This window comes from Kaistia dalseonensis (assembly GCF_030814715.1).
GTDB lineage: Bacteria > Pseudomonadota > Alphaproteobacteria > Rhizobiales > Kaistiaceae > Kaistia > Kaistia dalseonensis.
The window spans coordinates 174,559-189,737 of sequence record NZ_JAUSVO010000007.1; the positions used below are offsets into that span (position 1 = coordinate 174,559).

General features: G+C 66.4%; 18 protein-coding genes. 7 read left to right on the top strand and 11 right to left on the bottom strand.

All coding sequences use genetic code 11. The features are described 5' to 3' along the window. Positions 1-159 precede the first annotated feature (159 nt). From QO014_RS22565 to QO014_RS22575, 3 genes are all read left to right on the top strand, one after another. Positions 160-573: a DUF1801 domain-containing protein gene (locus QO014_RS22565; protein WP_266351016.1), complete on the top strand. Its 414-nt coding sequence runs from the start codon at positions 160-162 to the stop codon at positions 571-573. A gap of 127 nt (positions 574-700) precedes the next feature. Beyond that, the gene (acuI, locus tag QO014_RS22570) at positions 701-1,693 is read left to right on the top strand and encodes an acrylyl-CoA reductase (NADPH) (RefSeq protein WP_266351017.1); all 993 of its coding nucleotides are present in this window, start codon (positions 701-703) and stop codon (positions 1,691-1,693) included. Positions 1,694-1,762: 69 nt separating this feature from the next. After that, complete coding sequence (locus tag QO014_RS22575) at positions 1,763-2,515, top strand: bestrophin-like domain (protein WP_266351018.1); 753 nt, start codon at positions 1,763-1,765, stop codon at positions 2,513-2,515. Here the strand turns inward: QO014_RS22575 and QO014_RS22580 are convergent, their stop codons facing one another. Together QO014_RS22580 and ppdK are read right to left on the bottom strand one after the other, a co-directional pair. Further along, on the bottom strand, positions 2,516-3,766 hold the full coding sequence (locus tag QO014_RS22580; protein WP_266351019.1) for a cell wall hydrolase: 1,251 nt from the start codon (positions 3,764-3,766) through the stop codon (positions 2,516-2,518). Between the two features lie 148 nt (positions 3,767-3,914). Continuing rightward, positions 3,915-6,581, bottom strand: coding sequence for a pyruvate, phosphate dikinase (gene ppdK / locus QO014_RS22585; RefSeq protein ID WP_266351020.1), 2,667 nt, complete (start codon positions 6,579-6,581; stop codon positions 3,915-3,917). 185 nt (positions 6,582-6,766) lie between these two features. On the opposite strand from ppdK, the gene QO014_RS22590 reads away from it, so the two are divergent. Continuing rightward, positions 6,767-6,904, top strand: a complete 138-nt coding sequence (locus QO014_RS22590; protein WP_266351021.1) for an EncA/B family entericidin — start codon at positions 6,767-6,769, stop codon at positions 6,902-6,904. An 85-nt stretch (positions 6,905-6,989) separates the two neighbouring features. Here the strand turns inward: QO014_RS22590 and QO014_RS22595 are convergent, their stop codons facing one another. Genes QO014_RS22595 through ygfZ form a run of 4 tightly spaced genes read right to left on the bottom strand, consistent with a single transcriptional unit; the run spans position 6,990 to position 9,463 of the window. Beyond that, the gene (locus tag QO014_RS22595) at positions 6,990-7,349 is read right to left on the bottom strand and encodes a YbaN family protein (protein ID WP_266351022.1); all 360 of its coding nucleotides are present in this window, start codon (positions 7,347-7,349) and stop codon (positions 6,990-6,992) included. Between the two features lie 15 nt (positions 7,350-7,364). After that, a complete protein-coding gene (locus QO014_RS22600) occupies positions 7,365-7,880 on the bottom strand; it encodes a tyrosine phosphatase family protein (protein ID WP_266351023.1) in 516 nt (171 codons plus the stop codon). 45 nt (positions 7,881-7,925) lie between these two features. Next, the gene (locus QO014_RS22605) at positions 7,926-8,582 is read right to left on the bottom strand and encodes an HD domain-containing protein (RefSeq protein ID WP_266351024.1); all 657 of its coding nucleotides are present in this window, start codon (positions 8,580-8,582) and stop codon (positions 7,926-7,928) included. Next, positions 8,579-9,463: a CAF17-like 4Fe-4S cluster assembly/insertion protein YgfZ gene (ygfZ, locus tag QO014_RS22610; protein ID WP_266351025.1), complete on the bottom strand. Its 885-nt coding sequence runs from the start codon at positions 9,461-9,463 to the stop codon at positions 8,579-8,581. The genes QO014_RS22605 and ygfZ overlap by 4 nt, the downstream gene beginning before the upstream one ends. A gap of 116 nt (positions 9,464-9,579) precedes the next feature. Here ygfZ and QO014_RS22615 point away from each other — a divergent pair, with 116 nt between their 5' ends. Further along, the gene (locus QO014_RS22615) at positions 9,580-10,914 is read left to right on the top strand and encodes a dihydroorotase (RefSeq protein ID WP_266351026.1); all 1,335 of its coding nucleotides are present in this window, start codon (positions 9,580-9,582) and stop codon (positions 10,912-10,914) included. Between the two features lie 5 nt (positions 10,915-10,919). On the opposite strand, the gene QO014_RS22620 is transcribed toward QO014_RS22615, so the two are convergent. From QO014_RS22620 to QO014_RS22640, 5 genes are all read right to left on the bottom strand, one after another. After that, the gene (locus tag QO014_RS22620; RefSeq protein WP_266351027.1) at positions 10,920-11,333 is read right to left on the bottom strand and encodes a VOC family protein; all 414 of its coding nucleotides are present in this window, start codon (positions 11,331-11,333) and stop codon (positions 10,920-10,922) included. Positions 11,334-11,405: 72 nt separating this feature from the next. Continuing rightward, positions 11,406-12,095 (bottom strand): hypothetical protein, encoded by a 690-nt coding sequence (locus QO014_RS22625; RefSeq protein WP_266351028.1) that lies wholly within the window; start codon positions 12,093-12,095, stop codon positions 11,406-11,408. Positions 12,096-12,212: 117 nt separating this feature from the next. Further along, on the bottom strand, positions 12,213-12,461 hold the full coding sequence (locus QO014_RS22630; protein WP_266351029.1) for a hypothetical protein: 249 nt from the start codon (positions 12,459-12,461) through the stop codon (positions 12,213-12,215). A 234-nt stretch (positions 12,462-12,695) separates the two neighbouring features. After that, positions 12,696-13,061 (bottom strand): TIGR02301 family protein, encoded by a 366-nt coding sequence (locus QO014_RS22635; RefSeq protein ID WP_266351030.1) that lies wholly within the window; start codon positions 13,059-13,061, stop codon positions 12,696-12,698. Between the two features lie 124 nt (positions 13,062-13,185). Continuing rightward, the gene (locus QO014_RS22640) at positions 13,186-13,605 is read right to left on the bottom strand and encodes an NUDIX hydrolase (RefSeq protein ID WP_266351031.1); all 420 of its coding nucleotides are present in this window, start codon (positions 13,603-13,605) and stop codon (positions 13,186-13,188) included. Between the two features lie 104 nt (positions 13,606-13,709). Between QO014_RS22640 and QO014_RS22645 the strand changes: the two genes are divergently transcribed. Further along, positions 13,710-14,471, top strand: a complete 762-nt coding sequence (locus QO014_RS22645; RefSeq protein WP_266351032.1) for an SOS response-associated peptidase — start codon at positions 13,710-13,712, stop codon at positions 14,469-14,471. Between the two features lie 57 nt (positions 14,472-14,528). Beyond that, positions 14,529-15,149 (top strand): LysE/ArgO family amino acid transporter, encoded by a 621-nt coding sequence (locus QO014_RS22650; protein WP_370877198.1) that lies wholly within the window; start codon positions 14,529-14,531, stop codon positions 15,147-15,149. Positions 15,150-15,179: the final 30 nt, after the last annotated feature.

The window sequence follows — 15,179 nt, forward strand, 5'->3', positions numbered from 1 at the left end:
TGGCAAAGATCCGGCCATGGCCATCGACGATCAAGCCGGTGGAGCCTGCGCGCGTGTCATCCTAGACTGAGGGTCGCGGCATTTGAGGGCTCCACGTCCGCCGATGGGCCCTCTGGTTCCATGCAGGCGTTCGCCGCAATAACAGGGAGCGAGGCCATCATGCAGAAGGCAAGGAGCGGTCTGGAGACTGCAGACGAAGGCATTCCCGCCGCGCTGCTGATCGATGCGCGAATCGAGGAATTGGCTGATTGGCGCGGCGCGACGCTTTCTCATGTCCGCGCGCTCATCCGCCAGGCCGACCCGGATGTGATCGAGGAATGGAAGTGGCGCGGCGTGCCGGTCTGGTCGGACGCCGGCATCATCTGTACCGGCGAGACCTACAAGACGGCCGTGAAGCTGACCTTTGCGAAGGGTGCGTCGCTGGACGATCCTTCCGGCCTCTTCAATGCGAGCCTTGAGGGCAACACCCGCCGCGCGATCGACATCCATGAAGGCGATGAGATCGACGAGGCGGCGTTCAAGGCGCTCATTCGGTCGGCCGTCGCGTTGAACCGATCCAGGGGTAAGCGCTGACGCCGATCATCGTGATCCCGAACGCCGCATTTCGCGACCGACGTCGGCATCCGGCCGTGGGACTATCAAATCGACCAGAGGCCGCGAGGCCCAGACTGCGAACTGAAATGGAAATACGGAGAACCGCATGTCCGCCTTCAAGGCCATCCTGATCACGCGCGACGAGGCCACCAAGGTCCAGTCGGTCGGCTATGCGACGCTGGACGATGCGGATCTCATGGAGGGCGACGTCACCGTCCGCGTCGAGCGCTCGACCGTCAACTACAAGGACGGCCTCGCCGTCACGGGCAAGGCGCCGGTCGTCCGCCGCTTTCCCATGGTTCCCGGCGTCGACGCCGTTGGCGTCGTCGAGAGCTCGGAGAGCCATCTCTTCAAGCCCGGCGATCGCGTCCTGCTGAATGGCTGGGGCGTCGGCGAGGTCCATCTTGGCGCCTGGGCGGAGCGGGCGCGCTGGAAGAGCGATTGGCTGATCCCGCTGCCGGTGGGTTTCTCGCCCGATGAGGCGATGGCGATCGGCACGGCCGGCTACGCGGCGATGCGCGCCGTCCTGGCGCTGGAGCGGCACGATATCAAGCCCGGAGCCGGTCCCGTTCTGGTGACCGGTGCCGCCGGCGGCCTCGGTTCGATCGCCGTCGCGCTCCTCGCCGATCTCGGCCACCACGTCGTGGCCTCGACGGGGCGGCCGGAAGAGGCGGACTATCTGAAGGGACTGGGCGCCGCCGAGATCATCCCCCGCTCGGAACTCGCCGGCCCGCCCAAGGCGCTCGGCAAGGAGCGCTGGATCGGGGCAGTCGATGTGGTGGGCGGCGAAACGCTCGCCAATCTCCTCTCCATGATCCGCTATGACGGCGCGGTCGCGGCCTGCGGCATGGCCGGCAGCCTGCAACTGCCGGCGACCGTCGCGCCCTTCATCCTGCGCGGCGTGACGCTCTATGGCATCGATTCCGTCTATGTCCCGAAGCCCGCGCGTCTCGCCGCCTGGGATCGGCTGGACCGGGATCTCGACCGCTCCAAGCTCGCCGGCATGACACGGCGGATCGGCATGCACGAGGTGATCGAAGCCGCGCGGCAGATCGTAGAAGGCAAGGTGAGGGGCAGGCTCGTCGTCGAAATCGGCTGAACCGGGCTCGCTGGCGGCGGTGGAGCTCTTTCAATAGGCTTGACCGCCTGGAAAGACCGGGAGGTGTTCGTGGGCGAAATTCTCGTCGCGGTGCTGATATTCCTGTGCCTGACGGGCGTGTCGCTCGGCTGCCTGTTCACTTACGACAGGCTGCCGGCGCAGCATCGGCAGGACGACACCAATACGGTCGTCCGCCTCGTCGCGAATATCTTCGTCGTCATGACGTCGCTCGTTCTCGGCCTGATGCTGAATTCGGCCAAGAACAGCTTCGAAACCGTCGATCGCAACGTCCATGCGCTCGCGACCGAGCTGATTCTGCTCGATCGGACGCTGCGCCAATATGGGCCCGAGGCGAACGGCGTGCGGGCGCCGCTGATGATCTATGTGCTGCGGCTCGTTCGCGACCAATCCGACAATGATTCGCCGTCGCTTTCCAACAAGACGTCGGAGCAATTGCTCGTCGATGCGAGCACGGCCCTCATCCGCCTGACGCCGGAGGAGCCCGAGCACAAGGCGCTGCTGCAGGATGCCGGCCAGCACCTGCAGAAGGCGGTGGAACTGCGCTGGACGCTGATCGAGCAATCCGACGCCGCGACGCCGCGCTTCCTGATCATTCTCGTCGTCGCCTGGCTGGTGCTGATCTTCGCGAGCTTCGGCTACCGTGCGCCGCGCAACGCCGTGGTGGTGACGATGTTCGTCGTGTCGGCCGGGCTGCTCGCGAGTTCGCTCTATCTGATCCTCGACATGGGAGTCCCGTTCACGGGCCCGATCCAGGTTTCAAACGAGCCGATGATCCGCGCGCTCGCCGAAATGCAGCGCTGATCAGCTCCAGCCACCGCCATAGGTCTTGTAGAAGATGTGGTGCCCGATCTTCTGCATCTTCTTCATCGTGCGCGCCCAGCGCGGCTTGACGTAATTGGCGTGGTAATGCGTCGCCGAGCCGACATTGGGGTTCCACCAATTGTCCTGGTAGACCACCTCCTTGGCGAGCGCCTGGGCGCGGGCCCATGAGGCTTCGTCCGTGATGCGGTCCTTGATGCCGTCGCAGGCGAAGGAGAACTGGCAGGCGTTGCGCATGTCCTTGTTCTGGTAGACCACGCCACAGATCGTCTTTGGATAGGCCGGGTTCTTCAGGCGGTTGATGACGACCTGGGCGACGGCGAGCTCGCCCTTCTCCGATTCGCCCCGTGCCTCGAAATAGATCGCGGTGGCGAGGCATTTCTGCTCGGTCTTGGAGCGGGCATTGGGCGGAATCGGGTTGGTGACCCACCAATGATCCGGCTTGCCATCGATACCGACCGCCATCGGCTTGTTGAGCACGGCGTTGAACGGCGCGTTGATCGCCGAATTGTCGTCGGCATTGGCATAGGCCGAGACCACGAGGTCGGTGTCGGCGCCCTTGGCGCCCTTCGCCTTCGGCCTTGGGAGCGGCGCGATATTGGCGAGCGTCACGGCGGGCTTGGCGACCTTCGCCGGCACCGGCGCGGGATCGGCGGCGGCGACCATCGCCTTGCCGACATCGTGCGGAGCGAGGAAGGCCATGGCGGGCGCCGATGCGGCCGGTCCGTAGATCTCGGCGCGCGCGCTCGTCTGCAGCACGCCGGCCGTGAAGCGCGTGCGCGCGACCTGCTTCGGCCGCGAAATCTCGATATCGCCCTTGGCGTCGCGATTGACGCGGGGCGGGACGAATTCGGGCGCCGAGACCATGCCGGTCCGAACCATGTCGAGCACCGGCCGGACAATGATGCCGTCGCTCTCGGCAAAGACCGGCGCGGGCCGGGCCGGCGTCACCAGGGTCGGCAGATAGGCCTCGCCCGAGGGCGTCGGCACCAGTCGCGCGAGCCAGCGCTGCGACAGCGGCAGATCTTTGCCGAACAGGCTGGCGACGTCCTGGAAGGCGATCGAGGTCGAGGAAACCGAGAGGAAACCGATGGCCAGCAGGCCGGAGAGGAGAGCGATGCGGCCATGGGCGGGGCGCGGCGGCCGGCGACGCAGCGTGCGCCGCGGATCACGACCCTGACCGACGCGGCTCACCACGACACGACCTTGCGAATGCTGCACCAGACCGACCATCAGCACGCAACTCCACGCGCACAAACCGAACGAACCGGTGTGTGATTCCGGCCACTGAGGCTGAGCTTGCGGGATTAACCTTGAAACTCGGTTAACGCGGGCGGCGAACGAAGTCCGGGCTGCGGGGAGCCGACGGCTGAAAACAAGGTCAGGCCTTTGTCGAAAGCGCGGCCTGGGCGGCGGCGAGCCGCGCGATCGGCACGCGGAAGGGCGAGCAGGAGACGTAGTCGAGGTTAATGCCGGCGAAGAAGTGGATCGAGGCCGGGTCGCCGCCATGCTCGCCGCACACGCCGATCTTGATGTCGGGCCGCGTCGCGCGGCCGCGTTCGCAGGCGATCCTGATCAGTTCGCCCACGCCTTCCTCGTCCAGGCTCGCGAATGGATCATGCGGCAGCAGGCCGAGCGCCAGATAGCTGTTCAGATAGGGCGCGGCGTCGTCGCGCGAGATGCCGAAGGTCGTCTGCGTCAGGTCGTTGGTGCCGAAGGAGAAGAAGCTGGCGCTCTTCGCCAGCTCGCCGGCGGCCAGCGCCGCGCGCGGCAGCTCGATCATCGTGCCGAACTGGAAGGCCGGAGCGCGGCCGTGCAGCTTGCGCACGATCTCCTCCGCCTGGCGGATGCGCGCGCCGACGAGGTCGAGTTCGGCCTTGGCGGCAATGAGCGGCACCATGATCTCGAGCTCGACCGGAACGCCGGTCTCGTCGCCGACCGCGAGGGCTGCTTCCAGAATGGCGCGCACCTGCATCTCGACGATCTCGGGGAAGGAGATGGCGAGCCGCACGCCGCGATGGCCGAGCATGGGATTGGCCTCGGCGAGCGCCTGCGTCCGCGCGCGAATCCGGGCCGGCGCAACGCCCATGGCGGCGGCGAGTTCGGCGATTTCCGGCTCGCCCTTGGGCAGGAATTCATGCAGTGGCGGATCGAGCAGGCGGATCGTCACCGGCAGGCCGCTCATGATCTCGAACAGTGCCGCGAAATCGCTCCGCTGCATCGGCAGCAGCTTGTCGAGCGCATCAGCCCGCGCGGCTTCCGTCTCCGCAAGGATCATTTCGCGCACGACGGTGATGCGGCGCGCATCGAAGAACATGTGCTCGGTGCGGCAGAGCCCGATGCCCTCGGCGCCGAAGCCGCGCGCGGCGCGCGCATCCGCCGGCGTGTCGACATTGGTGCGGATCTTCAGCGTCCGGATCTCGTCCGCCCAGCCCATCAATTCGGCAAAGGCGCCGGAAAGCTCCGGCTCGCGCAGCGGCACCGCGCCGACGAGCACCTGGCCGGTGCCGCCATCGATGGTGATCGTGTCGCCACGGCGAATCGTTCGCCCACCGGCCGTCATCGTGCCGGCGTGGAAATCGACGCGGATCTGGCCCGCGCCCGAAACGCAGGGCTTGCCCATGCCGCGCGCGACCACCGCGGCGTGGCTCGTCATGCCGCCACGCGTCGTCAGGATGCCGCGCGCCGCATGCATGCCGTGCACGTCTTCCGGGCTCGTCTCGACGCGGACGAGGATCACCTTGCGGCCTTGTGTCCGCGCCGTCTCCGCCTCCTCGGAGGAGAACACCACCGTGCCGCTGGCGGCCCCCGGCGAGGCCGGCAGGCCGCGCGCGAAGATGTCGCTGCTGGCGTCGGGATCGATGGTCGGGTGCAGCAATTGGTCGAGCGTGCGCGGCTCGATGCGTGCGACAGCTTCGGATTTCGTGATCAGCCCCTCATGGGCCATGTCGACGGCGGTCTTCAGCGCGGCGCGGATCGTCCGCTTGGCCGGCCGCGCCTGCAGCATCCAGAGCCGACCGCGCTCGACGGTGAATTCGAGGTCGAGCACGTCGCGGTGATGGCGCTCGAGCTGGGCACAGACCGCGCTAAAGGTCGCGAACACCTCCGGCATCGAGCTTTCCAGCGATGGGAGTTCCGAGCCGGTCTCGGCGCGCGCGCGTTCGGTCAGGTCCTGCGGCGTGCGCGTGCCGGCGACGACGTCCTCGCCCTGCGCATTGGGCAGGAATTCGCCCCAGAGCACCTTTTCGCCGGTCGAGGGATGGCGCGTGAAGGCGACGCCCGTGGCCGAGCTCTCGCCGAGATTGCCGAACACCATGGCCTGGATGGTGACGGCCGTGCCCGCCTCGCCCGAAATGCCGTTGATGCGACGATAGACGACGGCGCGCGGATTGTTCCAGGAACCGATCACGGCCCGGATCGCGCCCCAGAGCTGCGCCTCGGGCGCCTGCGGGAAGGCTTCGTCCAGTTCCTCGACCACCAGCCCCTTGAAGATGTCGCAGACGGCGCGCCAGTCATCGGCGCTGAGGTCGCTGTCGAAAGCGAGGCCGTTGGCGAGCTTGTAATCCTCCAGCCGTTCCTCGAACGCCGAATGATCGAGGCCGAGCACGACATCGCCATACATCTGGATGAAGCGGCGATAGCTGTCGAAGGCGAAGCGCCGGTCGCCGGAGACGCGGGCGAGGCCTTCCACGGTCTGGTCGTTGAGGCCGAGATTGAGCACCGTATCCATCATGCCGGGCATGGAGACGGCGGCACCGGACCGGACCGAGACGAGAAGCGGATTGTCGCAATCGCCAAAGCGCCGCTCGGCGACATGGCCGATGCCGTCGAGCGCGGCCGCGACCTGCCGCGTCAATTCCTCGGGGAAGGCATGGCCGTTGGCGAGATAATGCTGGCAGATCTCGGTGGTGATCGTGAAGCCCGGCGGCACGGGCAGGCCGAGCGCGCTCATCTCCGCGAGACCGGCGCCCTTGGCGCCGAGGCTCTCCACGAGGGCGATCCCACCTTCGGCCGCACCGCCCCCGAAGGTGTAAACCCACTTAGCCATGAACGAACGCTCCCACCCGGGGCGACTGAGACCCCGCATTAGCTAATTCAGTCGCTTGCTGCGCTGCAACACGAATTAATTCGCCGCCGGCCGGGAAAAGGCGTTCGGTTGTCGCAGCTTGTGGCCGCGGCGGAACGATCGGCGGTGATGCGGCATTGGATCTCCAACTCATGCTGGAGGGTTCAATGATGACGATTCGCGTATCCGCCCTGGTTGTAGCCTTTATCGCCAGCGCCTTTCTGGCCGGCTGCGCCAATACTGTTACCGGCGTATCGAAGGATGTGAAAGCGACGGGCAGGGCGGTTGAACGCGCCGTCAATTGACGATTTGCTGGACGCGGGGAGATTTCGCGTCGCCAGTGCGTGGTCGAAGAAGGGGCTCGGCTCCTGTCTTGGCCGCACGGGGGGCTCAGGCGGTCGGCCGCGTCAGCACGAATGCGGCGCTGGCGCCAAGCACGGCCGCGACAATCAGCGCGAATAATGGCGACGGATCGACCACGAACCAGAAGATCGCATATCCGGCCGCCATGCTCGTGACGGCCATGATCTTGGCCTTTGCGCCGATCGCGCCGGTCTTGCGCCAATCGCGGATCGGCGGACCGAAGAGCGGATGGTTCAGCAGCCACGCCTCGAAGCGCGGCGAGGACTTCGAGAAGAACCACGCCGCGAGGATCAGGAAGATCGTGGTCGGCATGACCGGCAGGAACAGGCCGATAATGCCGAGCACCACCATCAGCCAGCCGCCGGTGAGATAGGCGAGCCGCGGCATGATCGCGGCTCCCGTTCAGCGGTCGAGCGTCAGCGAGAAGGGGTGGCCCTCGAACGCGTCACGGCCACGGCCGATCGATTCGATCGCGCGGACCATGCGACCGCGCCGGCCGAGCGCGTCATCAGCAAGGCGGACAAGGCGCAGATTCGGTGTTGCCGAGGCGGAGCCGGCCCGGATCAGCGCCGCGATCTCGGCCTCGTCGCGCTCGGGCCGCAGCGCACACACCGTGATGAAGGCGGCGGCGGTCGAGCGGCTGATTCCGGCGAAGCAATGGATCACCATCGGCTTTTCCGGCTTCCAGCCCTCCACGAAATCAAGCAGCGTCGTGACATGCTCTTCGCCGGGCGGCGTCATGCCTTCCATCGGCTCGAGAATATCATTCATGGCGAGGAAGAGGTGGCGCTCCTCGGGGATCGAAGCCGGTCGCTCGACCGGCGTGCCCTGATTGATCAGCGTGACGAGGTGGCTCGCGCCGGTCTGGGCGACGGTCGAGCCGATGCGGGCGAGCGAGCAGACGTGAATGCGGGACATGGCAATTCTCCTGAACCCCGTATGTAGTTACTCGCCGCCGCCGGGTCACGCCGAAACGGATTCGGCCGACAGGGCATTCGAAAGGGCCTGGAAGCGGGCGGTGAAACGTTTCTCCGCTTCCGCCGTCGGCCAGGGATCGACGGAAAGGCGCGCCAGGCTGAAGCCGGACGGTCGTCCGAAGAAGCTCTCGGCCTCGGCCGAATCAAAGCCGGCGAGTTCGACCGCCTCGAAATAGGCCGCGACCCGGTCGGCCTCCTTGATCGACTCGACCAGCTTTGGCGACCGCTCGGCCGGCAGGCCGAAGCGCAGATGGATCGCCGCCAGCAGGCGCGATTCGATCGCGCGGTATTCGCCGCCGATCAGCGCCTTGAACGGCGAGATCATGTCGCCGATCACATATTCGGGCGCGTCGTGCAGCAATGCGGCGAGCGAATCCGCCGCCGATACGCTGGGCTCGCGGGTGGGATAGCCGCCACCTCCGCCGGAAAAGATCGCCTCGACCAGCACGGAATGCTGCGCGACGGAAAAGGCATGTGGCCCCGTCGTCTGGCCGTTCCAGCGCGCGACACGCGCAAGGCCATGCGCAATATCCTCGATTTCGATATCGAAGGGCGAGGGATCAGCGAGATCGAGCCGGCGGCCGGACAGCATGCGCTGCCAGACGCGCGGCGCCGCCGGTGATCGCTTCGGCTTGCCGCTCATGCCGCGCCCTCTTCCTCGCCGCTCTCCGGCCAGCCGAAATGGGCGTATGCCGGGAGCCTGATCGACAGGGCGACGCCGTCGGCCGTGATCGCGGCGCCCTGGTCGAGCGCCCGCTTCGCCCGGTCGAGCCGGAGGAGGGCGATACCGATCGCGCCATCGGCCGAGCCGAGAGCGCCGATCGGCTTGCCATCCGACAGGATCGGCGTGCCAGTGGCCGGCAAGGCACCCTTCGCCGTCACCGCCACGGCCCTGCGCCGCGCCGTGCCGCGATGCTGCATGCGCGAGACGATCTCCTGCCCGACATAGCAGCCCTTGCGGAAATCCAGGCCGCCGAGATCGTCCATGTCGGCATCGTGCGGAAATGCGTCGCCAAAGGCGAAGTCGCGGCCGGCCTCCGGCACGGCGAGCGCGATGCGCGCGGCGTGATAATCAGCTTCGCTCGCCAGCGCATAGCCCGTCCCCGAGAGATCGGTGCCCTTCGGCACGATCGCGCGATAGCCGAGTGCCGCGAGGCGCGGATCGGCAAAGGCTCCGGGGAGCAGGGGCGGCGAATCACCGTTCCAGAAGGCGGCGACCGTGAGCCCCTCGCTGCGGTTTTCGAGCGTCACCTTGGCGCGGAGACGATAGAGTGTCATCCGCTTGAGGAAGTCGGCGGCGAGCGCGAGGGGCAGGTCGAACAGGAACTCCTCGCCTGATCGCGCGATGATGAAATCGAACAGGATCTTGCCCTGTGGCGAGAGGAGGGCGCCGAAACCCGCGCCCTCGGTCACCACGGCCGCCATATCGGTGGTAATGATGTTCTGGAGGAAGGGCTCGGCCTCGGGCCCTCCGATCGCGATCACGCCGCGATCGGCGAGAAACGCATATGACCCAATACGCATTGACATGGTTCCCATGCATCGGATGATCTTGTGCCGCCCGCTTCCCTTCCCTAATCCGAAGACGCATAGCCGCCTTTGAAAACGGGCGCGTCGGGCAGGCACTGGGGAGGGCAGCCATGAGCGGAACTTACGAGCTTCTGTTTCGGAACGGAACGGTCGTCAACCAGGACGGCGTCGGCACGCTCGACATCGCTGTCCGCGACGGTCGCATCGCCGCCATCGGCGATGTCGATCCGCGCCGCGCAGGAAAGGTGATCGATTGCACCGGCCTGCATATATTGCCGGGCGTCATCGACAGCCAGGTGCATTTTCGCGAGCCCGGCGCCGAGCACAAGGAAGACCTCGAGACCGGGTCGCGCGCAGCCGCGATGGGCGGCGTGACGGCCGTCTTCGAGATGCCGAACACCAAGCCCACCACGACCAGCGCCGACGCGCTCGCCGACAAGATCGGGCGCGGGCGCCATCGCATGCATTGCGACTTCGCCTTCTGGGTCGGCGGCACGCGCGAGAATGTGGGCGATATTCCCGATCTCGAGCGCCTGCCGGGTGCGGCCGGCATCAAGGTCTTCATCGGCTCGTCGACGGGCGACCTGCTGGTCGACGATGATGCCGGGATCGAGGCGATCCTCTCCAAGACCCGCCGCCGCGCCGCTTTCCACGCCGAGGACGAGGCGCGTCTCGAAGAGCGCAAGCCGCTCAGGGTCGAGGGTGATCCGTCGTCCCATCCCATCTGGCGCGACGAGATCGCGGCGCTGAAGGCGACCGAACGGCTCGTGACGATCGCCCGGCGCACAGGCGCGCGCATCCATGTGCTGCATATCTCGACCGCCGAGGAAATCGACTATCTGGCCGGCCACAAGGACGTGGCGACCGCCGAGGCGACGCCGCACCATCTGACGCTTTCGGCCGACGACTATGCCCGGCTCGGCAATCTCCTGCAGATGAATCCGCCGGTCCGCGACGCCCGCCATCGCACAGGCGTGTGGAAAGGTGTCGCGCAGGGCATCATCGACGTGCTCGGCTCCGACCATGCCCCGCACACGCTGGAAGAAAAGGCCAAGCCCTATCCGGCCTCGCCTTCGGGCATGACCGGCGTGCAGACGCTCGTGCCGATCATGCTCGATCATGTGAATGCCGGCCGGCTGACGCTGGAGCGGCTGGTCGACCTCACCTCGGCCGGTCCTTCCCGCATTTTCGGCATCGCCCGCAAGGGCCGCATCGCCGTCGGCTATGATGCCGACCTCACCATTGTCGACATGAAGCGGCGCGAGACCATCCGCAATGGCTGGATCGCGTCGCGCGCCGGCTGGACACCCTATGACGGCAAGCGCGTCATCGGCTGGCCCGTCGGCACGATCGTGCGTGGCAAGCGCGTGATGTGGGACGGAGAGCTCACGGCGCCGTCGACCGGCGAGCCGGTCGTATTCCTGGACGCACTGCCACGCGGCTGACGCGGTCAAGCGTCGAATTCGATCAGGATCGAGGCGGCCGATTGCCGGGCGGGGCCGTGATAGACGGCCTCGATATTGTTGCCGTCCGGATCGAGCAGGAACGCCGCGTAATAGCCCGGATGATATGGCCGCTCGCCGGGTTCGCCATTTTCGCGCCCGCCGGCGGCAAGCCCCGCCGTGTGAAACGCCTTGACCATGGCTTCATCCTTGGCCTGGAAAGCGAGGTGGCAGCGGCCGGTCAAGGGTTCGCCGACCGAGACGAAGAGTTCATCGGCATAGAAAAAGCCGTCGCCGTCCACAACTGGAATGCCGATTGCGCTCAGAACCGCATGGTAGAAGCGCCGGCTGGCGTCGAGATCGGCGACGACGAGCTGGATGTGGTCAATGAGGCGCCCACGATAGAGCTGATTGGTTTCCATGATCGATCCTCCGCTGAGAATGAGAACAGATCAGGAACACGGGGCATTGTCAATCAGGCTGGGCGGACGCCGTCAGTCGCCCGCCTGGAACGAGCTCCACTCGCCATCCTTGGTGATGCCGACGCGATAGAAGAGATAGGCGCCGAAATTCTTCATCTCTTCGAAATCCGAGGCCGTCAGCAGGCGGAAGAGCTCGACCATTTGCGGCGGCGTCAGCTTGTCGATCGGGTATCGGGCGAAATAGGGCCAGACATAGAGCTCTTCGGGCGTGCCGACATCGACATGGACATAGCCGGCTTCCAGAACCTCGCTCAAAATGGCGAGGATCTCGCGGCCGTCGGGATCGCCCGAAAGCGTCTTCAGATAGGCGATGGGATCGGGTTCGTCGGCCTCGTCGGCGCCGAGATTGGGCGGGTTCGGCGCGGCGGCGAAGATCGGGCGCAACTGATTGATATCGCCGGTCTTGGCGGCGGCCAGGATACGCTCGCGCAGCTTCCTGACCGGCTCGGGCAGCTTCGAGACGTCATATTCGACGACAGGCACCGGCTCGTCCGAAGGGGCTGCGGCAGCGGGCGCAGTAGGCGCGGCCGGCGCATCGGGCGTCGGCCCGGATGCCGGGTCGGCCTCGTCGGACTGGTCCGGCGGGATGGTGATGGTCTGGGTGGGCACCGCCTTGGTGTCGGCGGCAACCAGCGCCCATGCCGGCATCGCGCCCGCCAGAATGACAGCCGCGCTGAGCGCAATAATCCGATGCCAGCGCATACTCGTCTCCCTGCGTCGCCAACCACAGTCTAGACCGGTTGGACGACGAGGTCCAAGCAGGATCGGCCGCAAAAAGGCCGCGCCCCACCGGCGCGAGCCTTCAAGCCATTGGCGCGACTACTGGATCGTGCGCAGCAGGGTAAATTCGCCGCGGCGGACCCGATCCGGCAGGGAGACCGCGAGATCGGCAACGGCTTCCTCGCCATAGGTGTCGATCAGGTCGGAAAGCGCTGCGAACAACGCGGCATGCGCCAATATATCAGGCTGGATACCTTCGGCGATCGCTTCGTCCCAAGCCTCGGTCAGATAGGCGAGCGCAGCCCGCTTCTGCTCCGCGATCTCGATGGCTTCCTGGTCCAATTCCATGGCGAAAACTGCCCTCCGTGCGACTGTGGACGGATTTCGAATCGCCCATGTCCCAAACTAGCACAGTGGGACTCGCCCCGAACGCTTATCCTGAAGAGGCGGTTAATGCGACACTAAAAATTCGGTTAATCCGGTTAACGCCGCAAGGTCCCTGCGCCAGAATGCGCAGAACTGTTGCACTTTGGCCGCAATGCGATACCGCCGGAGCACAATAATGCTCGCGCGACAGCAAGGTTAACGGCCATAGCGTGTCGTGACATCCCGAGTCAGCTTGGAGCCTTCGGCGATGTAGCGGTCGATAGCGGCCGTCGCGGCCGGCGTGCAGACACGGTAGAGCGCTTCGAAGCCGGAGAAGCCGCGATTGAAGGCGGCGACCAGCCGCGCTTTGCGTTCCGGGCTCGGCGCCTCGGCATCGAGCAGAGCCTGCATCTGGTCGCGCCAGACGCCGTCTTCCTTGGCGCCGCAGAGCGGCCTGAGATAGTGCAGGGCGCCCAATATCTCCGACAGGCGCTGCAACTGTGCCTGATAGGGCGGATCATCGGCCGGAGCGGCGAGCGCCGGCGCCGATGCGGACAGCGACAGGCCGACGACCAGTGCCATCGCTGCACGCCGAAACCCAAGGTCGGACCGTCCCGTCATCGTCGCCTGATCGTCCATGCCGCATTGTGCGGCGCGGGCGGATATTGGTCCGCCGTCCCGCCCGGCGCAAGCGCGCCCCCGCACGTCAAGCCCGGACCGAGAGCGCGACGATGCGGTCGAGTTCCGGCGTCGTCGGCAGGGCGGCGATGGCGGCTGGCTCGAACCAGGCGAGTTCGGCCGCATCGGAGGCAGCTATTGCATCGCCTTGCGCCGTGGCGGTCAGGACCACGACGACGAAATGTCCCCGGATGTCTTCGCCGTCTCCGTCGATCAGGTCCAACGTTTCGACAAGGCGCGGCGTATCGATGCGAAGCCCGGTCTCTTCCGCGATCTCGCGCCGGGCTGCGTCATGCAGCCGTTCACCCCATTCGACCCGTCCGCCCGGCAGCGACCAGTGATCCCTAAAAGGGGCATGTCCGCGCCTGACGAGCAGCACGCGCCCTTCGCGCCAGATTGCGACGCTGACGCCGAGGACGGGTGCGGGACGGGGCGGGGAAGCAATCATTGGCGAGCGCCTTCGCAAGCTTTTATATGAAGGGAGATCGAGCGCCGTCCCGTTGGCGACATGCCGGCGGGTCAGGGGTATCAGGCAGAGTTTAGAGACGAGCCATGTGCGGACGCTATGCCCTTGCGGTGAAGCCGGAGGATGTGGAGGAGGAATTCTCCATGATCCGCATCGAGTGGTTTCCGCCACGCTACAACATCGCGCCGACGCAGCCGATCCTCGTCATCCGTGCCGATCGCGGCGAAAGACAGGCGGCGCTGGTGCGCTGGGGCCTCATACCGTCCTGGGCGAGGGAGCCGGCTGAACTGCCGCTCTTCTTCAACGCGCGCGCCGAAACGGCGGCGACGAAACCGGCCTTTCGCGGTCCCTTCCGGCATCGCCGCTGCCTCATTCCCGCCTCCGGCTTCTATGAATGGCGCAAGGATCCTGGTGGCAAGAAACAGCCATTCTATCTCCGTCCCGCGCGGTCGAAGCTCGTCGCCTTTGCCGGATTGTGGGAGGAATGGGCGGATGCCAATGGCAACATGCTCGACAGCGCGACGATATTGACGACCGACTCCAATGCGGATGTCGCCGCGATCCACGAACGGATGCCCGTCATTATCGGGCATGGTGATTTCGATCGCTGGCTGGGCGTTGGCGAGCATGGCGGCGAAGCGCTGGCCGATCTGCTGACGCCTGCACCGGCCGGAACGTTTCAAGCCTTCGCCGTCGATCCCAGGGTCAACAATGCCCGCAACGACGATCCGTCATTGCAGGCCCCGCTCGCGCCGGCCGATCCGCCGCCAAGACCCCTGACGGTCTCCAAACCGAAGGCGGCGCCAGCGGATTCGGGCGAGCCGCCCGATCAGCTAAAGCTGCTCTGAAGCAGCCCCTCGCGCCCTCTCCCCCGCCAATTCCTGCACTTAAGGCCCGGACTTCGAATGATTGAAAACCTGCCGGCCGCCGCCCTGGAGGGGTTCCTCCTCGGCGCGAGCCTGATTGTCGCCATCGGGGCGCAGAATGCGTTCGTGCTGCGGCAGGGACTGGCGCGACGCCATGTGTTTCCTGTCGCGAGCTTCTGCTTCCTTTCCGATGCCCTGTTGATTGCGGCCGGCGTTGGTGGTCTCGGCGCGCTGGTCCAGTCATGGCCGCGCGTGCTGATCGTCGTCACGCTGGCGGGCGCCGCCTTCCTGTTCGTCTACGGGATCGGGGCCCTGCGCCGCGCGATCCGGCCGGGCGAGCTCTCATCGTCCGGCGCGCCGGAACCGAGCCTCCGCGCGGCGCTCGCGACCGTGGCCGCGCTGACCTTTCTCAATCCGCATGTCTATCTCGATACCGTGGTGCTGCTCGGCTCGCTCTCCGCGCGCCATGCCGGCGCGGGGCGAATCGCCTTTGGCGGCGGCGCGGCGCTCGCGTCGGCGGTCTGGTTCTATGGGCTGGGTTATGGCGCGCGATTGCTGGCACCGCTCTTCGCGCGGCCGATCGCATGGCGCATCCTCGATCTTGTGATCGCCTTCGTCATGATGGCGATCGCGCTGTCATTGGTCCTCCAGCTCTTCTAGGGGGAGCCCGGGGGGGAGCCGATGGCGATC

Bases quoted from the DNA above. Each gene is read 5' to 3' on its own strand.
- QO014_RS22635 (WP_266351030.1), bottom strand. From the start codon at position 13,061: ATGGCACTGGTCGTCGGCCTGTCGCTGTCCGCATCGGCGCCGGCGCTC.
- QO014_RS22615 (WP_266351026.1), top strand. From the start codon at position 9,580: ATGAGCGGAACTTACGAGCTTCTGTTTCGGAACGGAACGGTCGTCAAC.
- QO014_RS22580 (WP_266351019.1), bottom strand. From the start codon at position 3,766: ATGGTCGGTCTGGTGCAGCATTCGCAAGGTCGTGTCGTGGTGAGCCGC.
- QO014_RS22650 (WP_370877198.1), top strand. From the start codon at position 14,529: ATGATTGAAAACCTGCCGGCCGCCGCCCTGGAGGGGTTCCTCCTCGGC.
- QO014_RS22605 (WP_266351024.1), bottom strand. From the start codon at position 8,582: ATGAGCGGCAAGCCGAAGCGATCACCGGCGGCGCCGCGCGTCTGGCAG.
- QO014_RS22640 (WP_266351031.1), bottom strand. From the start codon at position 13,605: ATGATTGCTTCCCCGCCCCGTCCCGCACCCGTCCTCGGCGTCAGCGTC.
- QO014_RS22620 (WP_266351027.1), bottom strand. From the start codon at position 11,333: ATGGAAACCAATCAGCTCTATCGTGGGCGCCTCATTGACCACATCCAG.
- QO014_RS22625 (WP_266351028.1), bottom strand. From the start codon at position 12,095: ATGCGCTGGCATCGGATTATTGCGCTCAGCGCGGCTGTCATTCTGGCG.
- QO014_RS22595 (WP_266351022.1), bottom strand. From the start codon at position 7,349: ATGCCGCGGCTCGCCTATCTCACCGGCGGCTGGCTGATGGTGGTGCTC.
- QO014_RS22630 (WP_266351029.1), bottom strand. From the start codon at position 12,461: ATGGAATTGGACCAGGAAGCCATCGAGATCGCGGAGCAGAAGCGGGCT.
- QO014_RS22565 (WP_266351016.1), top strand. From the start codon at position 160: ATGCAGAAGGCAAGGAGCGGTCTGGAGACTGCAGACGAAGGCATTCCC.
- ygfZ (WP_266351025.1), bottom strand. From the start codon at position 9,463: ATGCGTATTGGGTCATATGCGTTTCTCGCCGATCGCGGCGTGATCGCG.
- ppdK (WP_266351020.1), bottom strand. From the start codon at position 6,581: ATGGCTAAGTGGGTTTACACCTTCGGGGGCGGTGCGGCCGAAGGTGGG.
- QO014_RS22645 (WP_266351032.1), top strand. From the start codon at position 13,710: ATGTGCGGACGCTATGCCCTTGCGGTGAAGCCGGAGGATGTGGAGGAG.
- acuI (WP_266351017.1), top strand. From the start codon at position 701: ATGTCCGCCTTCAAGGCCATCCTGATCACGCGCGACGAGGCCACCAAG.
- QO014_RS22590 (WP_266351021.1), top strand. From the start codon at position 6,767: ATGATGACGATTCGCGTATCCGCCCTGGTTGTAGCCTTTATCGCCAGC.
- QO014_RS22600 (WP_266351023.1), bottom strand. From the start codon at position 7,880: ATGTCCCGCATTCACGTCTGCTCGCTCGCCCGCATCGGCTCGACCGTC.